Origin of the sequence: Halobacillus sp. (genome assembly GCF_049282395.1) — a bacterium.
In the GTDB taxonomy this organism is placed as follows: Bacteria; Bacillota; Bacilli; order Bacillales; family Halobacillaceae; genus Halobacillus.
In genome coordinates this window covers 1-6,721 of record NZ_JBAPTY010000346.1, presented here as the reverse complement: position 1 = coordinate 6,721, position 6,721 = coordinate 1, and the positions used below count along the sequence as shown (strand labels likewise).

Below are 6,721 nucleotides of genomic sequence, written 5' to 3'. Positions count from 1 at the left end.
CACCAATACGGATCGACTCTCCCGCTTTACGATTAAGGATTAACACGGCTGCCACCACCTTCTTGACCGTTAACCAGTAAATGCCTCGTTTGATAGCTCTGGTCGTTTAGAATCAACTGCTTTGATTTTCTATTTTTTACGTTAATAATGACAGGAGCCTGTAAATTCATAGTCGAATCCTTGAAAGGCTCACGCAAGGTCAGAACGTTATAAACCAGCACATCATCCGGACTTGTCAATCCAAGCTCCTGCTTCGTATCTTCATCTACGTTAAAGACGTAACCTTTAAAAAATATGTAAGGACTTGAGACAATTAAGGCGACCCCGGCTGCTTCAACCGACTGCAGGGCAAAATAAACAGCTGACTCGTCCACAGGGATTAACGCATATGTTTTATACATTTCAAAACCTGGCAGCCCATTGTGGAATTTCAAAAGCTTGGTTTCATCAACTTCTACATGACCAAAGTGTTTCGTTGCGATCTTCATGCTTATCCATCCTTTATTCTAAACTTTCCAATCAATTTGTATATCGGCGTACTGTTCTAAATTCATTTCTACTCTCCCGAGCTTATAGGATAATTGAGGGGCTTGCTTAACCGTTTGAATTTTGGGATGGTTGGGTTCAATTGATATGGATGCAGGAGCAGGCTCATATTGAATATCAACCAGGTCAAAAGCCGGCCGTCCCCCGGGAATCATGGAAAAATCAAACTGTGCATTCTGCGCAGCATGAGCGGCAATTGGATCACCTTTATTTTCAATTCGCATGAGTTCATCGCCTTCCTTCGCAGTTCTGGAGATCCCATCCATCCAAATTTGCTGAGCTTTTTCAGCTGTCTCTTCTGTCCGTGTAAAAATACTCTTTAATCCAATATTGTTCCACGCCTTCGTCTGGTCAATGGTCAACTTCCCAGAACGCTGATGAATACTTACATCCGCTTCTGGCTGTTCAATCGTCTGCTGAGCCTTATACTGGCGGATAGCTTGCGATGCTGGGCGGCTTACAATACCCAGCTGGGCTTGTGTAGTTTGAATTTGCAGCTTAGGAACCGACATGGAGCACCTCCACTTTTTAAAAATAAAGCAGACATTAAACGACCCCACAAAAGTGGGGTCAAATTCACCTCAAAAAGTCCATCAGCGTAGGTTGAATGATTCGGGAGCCCACCCCCAGTGCCGCCCTGTGAATACTTTCCTGAGTTTTTAAATTCGTTATAACTTTTTCAATATCCGCATCTTCATTATCAGACATCATCTTACTAGCTGTGACTTCCTGGCTTTCCAGGCGGTCTTCAATCAGATCAACCCGGTTCATCCGGGCACCAAGGTCAGCACGTTCATTCACAATCTGATTGATTTTGTTATCGAATACAGCGATATAGCCACCCAGCTTATTAGTGCCGGTTTCCAAATCAGCTGCAAAAGCTTCAAGATCGTTGAAAAGCCCCTGGTCGAAAACGGGCTGCGGATTTACATTCGCTTGTATGCGGACGCCTTCAGATACGCCGATCTCGACTTTACTCATACTACTGTTTATCGTGAAGCTCTCCGCATCTACGGGCTCTTCAGTCGTATTGGCTCCGTTAAATATGTACTTATCGTTCACTTTAGTATTCGCGATATCTGCCATATGCTCTTTCAACTGACGGACTTCCTTGGCGATATTTGCTTTTTGCTCGGTGTCGTATGTACCGTTACTTGCTTGTACTGTTAATTCACGGACACGCTGCATCGCCTGTGTCGCTTTGTCAAGAGAAGAATCACTGCTGTCCATCCAGTTATGAACCTCGCCGATATTCCGTTTGTACTGTTGAACTTCTGTGAGCTGAGACCGGTAATTAATGCCCTTCATGGACACCACAGGGTCATCGGAAGGCTTCGTGATTTTTTTGCCTGTTGTAAGCTGCTCCTGGTATTTCCCCATTTGTCCATAGCTTTGACTAAGATTACGAAGCATATTGTTTGAAAGCATACTTTGTGTCACGCGCATCGTTCACCCTACCTTCCTACTCGCCCCATTTGATTAATAACACGGTCAATCATCTCGTCTACAACGGTAATGTTACGAGCTGCTGCATTATATGCATGTTGAAACTTTACCATATTCGTCATTTCCTCATCCAAAGAGACTGAACTGACTGACTGACGCTGTTCCTCAACGGATTGCTTCAGTGTTCCGGAATTTCCCGCCATCCGCTGAATTTCCTGAGTCTCCACAGCCATGCCTCCAATCATTGATTCATAAAAACTGTTTAGAGAGGTATCACCGCCTAGCAGCTGAAGGTTATTATCCTGTACGTCTCCAAGAGCGAGCGCATTATCTCCGTTCCCGGCGAGCGGTTCTTCACTGCTTGCTGCTGCAATATGATCGTTATCCTTTTTTATTTCGTTCGTTAAATCAATTGCCCCAGCTAATCCTTCACGGATACCATCTTCATTCACCGTAGTCGCTCCAAAAGAAAAGAACGCTGGCGGCGTGTTTCCCGTATTAATCGAATTTAGACTGGCTCCACTCTTTTGTACGGCATTAAATTCAGTTGCAAAAGCAGTAGCCATCTGATCAAAGTCTCCGAGCATTCCTTGATAGATGCCCCGTTCGACTCCTGACTCATCCTTATATCCTCCTGCTTCAATCAGACCTTTAAGCTTGCCCGGTGAGGCAAATACCTCTGGGGCATAAGACGTCGCTCCTACTTGGATAGACTGTGCCAGACCCGTATCGTCAGCCGTGTAAGAAACGGACAATGGACTCACCGAGTTGCTCACACCATCAAGCAGTTGCGAAGCCGGGGAAAGCGGCTGCCCACTTCCGTTCATTAAGGTGATTGATGCTTTTCCCATTGCTAAAGGACTGGCAGAGGAAGGAGGTTCTTCGTAAGACACGTCTATGTTAACATGTCCTGACAGCTGATCGATCAGGCGGTCGCGTTCATCGTAAAGATCATTCGCTACATAACCATGTGGCTCGAGCTCAGCAATCTGTTTATTTACATTATTGATCTGAGAAGCAAGAGAATTGATTTCCTTCGTAGTGACACTTACTTCATTTTTTACATCAAGCTGCATGGTATGGATTGTATTGGATAAGTAATTGAATGTCTCTGCTACGGCCTTCCCTCGCTGTCTGACGACTGAACGGGCTCCCGAGTCTTCGGGATTAACCGACAGATCCTGTAGTGACTGCCAGAAACGGTCCATAGTTTTAGCTAAGCCATTTTCAGAAGGTTCATTCATCACTTCCTCCATACGTTCCATAGAGCTTGCCATTATACTATAGTAGCCGGAACGATTATTTTCTCCACGGTACTGATCATCTAAGAATTGAGTACGGACACGTTCAATACTTTGAGCCTGCACTCCCGTCCCCATCTGACCAGGAATTTCTGCGCGATTTCTGGACGCAGCCGGGTAGGGGCCGGTTTGTTCAAAATTAACACGCTGCCGCGTATAGCCCTCTGTATTCGCGTTCGATATGTTATGACCAGTGGTGTAAAGAGCTGACTGTTGAGTGAATAGCCCTCGTTTAGCTACTTCAAGTCCATGGAAAGTAGATACCATGATAATTCTCCTCTGCGTTAGGCTTTTGAATCAAAGGTGGATCGCTTCGATTTATGGTTTCTTGAAGGAGCTGATTTCCCCCCATAATTGACACTATCAAGTGAGGGCTGAAGCATATCAAGCGACATGTTAATAAACTGCAGCGACTGTTTCGTCAGCTGGGCGTTCAGCTGCTCCTGCTGCTTGAGGCTTGAAAGCACAAGAATCATTTCTTCATAAATGGCCTCAAGCTTTGCCTGAGAATCTCCTTCAAGGTTAGCAATTATGTTGGAAATGGTCGGTTCGTATGTAGAGAGGCCCTGAGCCTCACACCAGGAAACAACAGCTTCACCACGTTGTTTTTCCACTTTATTTATGGCCTGCACGTGTTTTCTCTCCTGAGTAAGCAGCTGCTGTATACTATTGGTGTCATTCGATTTCAGGGCTTCTGTTTTTTTCCGGGATAAAATAAGCAGGCTTTCATGCAATTGCTTCAAATGATCCATGCACTGGATGACTGATTTTAACGTCAATGCCATTCTCCTTTAGTTTTTGTTAGACCAGAAGTTCAGCATATTTTTTGCCGTTTCTTTCGGATCGGCCTGATAATTTCCGGACTCGACTTTTATTTTAAGCTCTTCAATCATCTTTTGGCGGACGGGATCTGTTTTTTCCGTGCTTTGCATTTGTTTCGCCTGACTTGAAATTTCGACTTTATCCTGCGGCTTGGTCTGGTTTTTCACTTCAGCCTGTTTGTTTACCTGCTTTGTATAAGGATTAAAATTTGATTGGTTCGGTCCATTAATTCTCATTCCGTTCACCTCTTTTCGTAAATAGTAACGACGGTTTCTTATAATATCGTCTGAATGATCCAGCATTTAAATCCATCTTATTATTTATTTTCCACCGAGTAATAAGTCCTGTTTTCTTTCACCTTTTTTTTGCTATCAAGCTCCTTATTGCTTTCGTGGCGCTTCAATTCCTTTGTTATATCCTGTTTACATCCTTCGCAAATACGACCGTCCTGAATAGGTCTTTCGCACTTCTCACACGGGTAACTAATATTAGGAAACTGAGCTGGATGTAACCGCTTTTGTTTAACGAATTCCCTGATCTGCTTTTCAGAAACCCCCGTAGCGACTTCAATTTCTTCAACTGATGCCATCCGATTCTGCTTTTTGCGCATAAATGCATAAACCTTTTGATAATTTTGTTCTTCTTTGTTTCTGCATTGGTTACAAATTGCGACAGTTCCTGCTAAAAAAAGAGCATTACAACGCGAACAATTAGCTAAATCCCCCATAACGTCGCCTCCTATTCGATATCTACTTCTTATATCGGCATCGAATCTCGAAGTCAAAGGTTCCTAACAAAATAATTAACGAAAAATAGTAAACGAAGTCACGGCTGGACATCCCGCTTGTTTTAGGAGAGATGCTGCATGTCTCACGGTGGTTCCTGTGGTGTAAATATCATCCACAAGTATAACGGGCTGACGCACAGATTGGGTCAGTTTAAATGGATTATTAGACGTAATGCGTGCGTACCTTCCCTTTTTTGACTGCTTTTCTGAATTTCTTCTTTCGAACAAAGAGTGGGACCTTTGATTAAGTAAATAAATGATGGCTTCAGACTGGTTAAAGCCACGCTCAGAAAAACGTTCTTCACTTAATGGAATTGGAGCAATAATGCAGTCTGAATTCCTCATTCTACTAAAATGTTCCACAACATGCCATTGCAAGGCTTCCAATAAAATATAGTCGCCTCGATACTTCCAGCGGGCTACGAATTCTTTTGCAAATTCATTATATTGGAACACAGAGGTATTTTTAGCTAGCAGGCCAGGATTAGTCTGCTCCCACCATTGACAGTCCTCGCATACACCATTCTCACCTTCTCGAAAACAGAGGGTGCACCCTGGTTTAAGAAGTTGAAACTGAGACTTACATACGGTACAAAGTACTTCTTTTTCCGGTATACTCCAAAAATTGGACCACGTTATTTTAGGGATGATCTCCTCGTGACAAATCAGACACCTCACAACTTCTCTCCCAACCGATTCATTTTCATAATCGATTCACGAGCATCCAGCAGCGGATTTGTTTTTCCTGTATGAAAAAAGATAACTTCTCCATAAGGATCATCGGGACTTCTTCCCGCCCGCCCTGCAATCTGAACGAGTGCAGCTTCATCAAACACTGAATGCCCTGCATCCACAACGTACACATCCACGGAAGGAAAAGTAACACCACGTTCTAAAATAGTCGTAGTAACCAGAATCGGATAGTGCTTCTTTCGAAAAGCCATGACTTTGTCAGCCCGCTTTGGATCTTCCGCATGAACGGATTCCACAATCATCTTCCACTTCCTTAGATATTCAGCTATCTGATCAGCCTGTTTAACTGATGGCATAAAAATAAGCAGCTGCCGATGGGATTGTTGCTGCTGTTTAATTTTTTCAAGTAAACTTGGCGGAATCTTTCCGCGTTTCAAATGGTGAAATAGACTTGGGGTCAACTTAAGTTGGGGGACAGGCAGTGGATGACCATGGAAACGCTTCGGGATGAAAACCACTGGAAGGGTTTTGTTCCGAATACGTTTGTGCTGGGCTTTTCTAGGGGTCGCGGTAAGATAAATAAGAGAGGACTCTGTTTTGGCTGCACGCTTTGAAGCGTAGTGGAGCGCAGGATCCTGATGAAATGGAAACGCGTCAATTTCATCAATAATCATCACATCAAAAGCATGGGCAAAACGAAGAAGCTGGTGGGTGGTTGCAATAAGAAACTGTGCAGCTCCTTTTTTATTCGGACTATCTCCATACAATGCTTCCATCTCAACGTTCGGAAAGGCAGCTTTCAGTCGGGGCAGCAATTCTCGTACAACGTCAGTTCGTGGAGTAGCAAGACAGACCCGCTTTCCAGAAGAGAAAGCAGCAGTCAGTCCCGGGAACAGCATTTCGGTTTTTCCAGCACCGCAAACCGCCCAGATCAGTTTTTCCCCTTTCCCTAGCTGAATAACATTTCTTATTTCATCAGCTGCTTTTTGCTGAGAAAAGGTTAATTCTCCTTTCCACGCGCATGGATTTTCAAACCGGGGCCATGCCACATTTGGACTGCCGAAATACAAAGGCTCACATTCCATAACTCGTCCCATTTGAATACAGCATCGGCAGTAAACACAGG

At 44.0% G+C, this 6,721-nt stretch carries 9 protein-coding genes; all 9 read right to left on the bottom strand.

What is annotated here, in order from left to right; translation table 11 throughout:
* Positions 1–32: 32 nt before the first annotated feature.
* Complete coding sequence (gene fliW, locus WAM07_RS14685; protein ID WP_422168026.1) at positions 33–488, bottom strand: flagellar assembly protein FliW; 456 nt, start codon at positions 486–488, stop codon at positions 33–35.
* A gap of 18 nt (positions 489–506) precedes the next feature.
* Complete coding sequence (locus tag WAM07_RS14680; protein WP_422168024.1) at positions 507–1,058, bottom strand: DUF6470 family protein; 552 nt, start codon at positions 1,056–1,058, stop codon at positions 507–509.
* A gap of 64 nt (positions 1,059–1,122) precedes the next feature.
* Entirely contained in the window at positions 1,123–1,992 is an 870-nt protein-coding gene (gene flgL, locus WAM07_RS14675; protein WP_422168022.1) for a flagellar hook-associated protein FlgL, read from the bottom strand.
* A gap of 8 nt (positions 1,993–2,000) precedes the next feature.
* Complete coding sequence (gene flgK, locus WAM07_RS14670; protein ID WP_422168020.1) at positions 2,001–3,560, bottom strand: flagellar hook-associated protein FlgK; 1,560 nt, start codon at positions 3,558–3,560, stop codon at positions 2,001–2,003.
* A gap of 17 nt (positions 3,561–3,577) precedes the next feature.
* Entirely contained in the window at positions 3,578–4,078 is a 501-nt protein-coding gene (locus WAM07_RS14665) for a flagellar protein FlgN (RefSeq protein ID WP_422168018.1), read from the bottom strand.
* Positions 4,079–4,084: 6 nt separating this feature from the next.
* Entirely contained in the window at positions 4,085–4,417 is a 333-nt protein-coding gene (gene flgM / locus WAM07_RS14660; RefSeq protein ID WP_422168017.1) for a flagellar biosynthesis anti-sigma factor FlgM, read from the bottom strand.
* Between the two features lie 14 nt (positions 4,418–4,431).
* On the bottom strand, positions 4,432–4,842 hold the full coding sequence (locus WAM07_RS14655) for a TIGR03826 family flagellar region protein (protein WP_422168015.1): 411 nt from the start codon (positions 4,840–4,842) through the stop codon (positions 4,432–4,434).
* A gap of 75 nt (positions 4,843–4,917) precedes the next feature.
* The gene (locus WAM07_RS14650) at positions 4,918–5,580 is read right to left on the bottom strand and encodes a ComF family protein (RefSeq protein ID WP_422168013.1); all 663 of its coding nucleotides are present in this window, start codon (positions 5,578–5,580) and stop codon (positions 4,918–4,920) included.
* The coding region (locus WAM07_RS14645) for a DEAD/DEAH box helicase (protein WP_422168011.1) at positions 5,577–6,721 on the bottom strand (1,145 nt) is incomplete at its 5' end. The genes WAM07_RS14650 and WAM07_RS14645, both read right to left, overlap by 4 nt.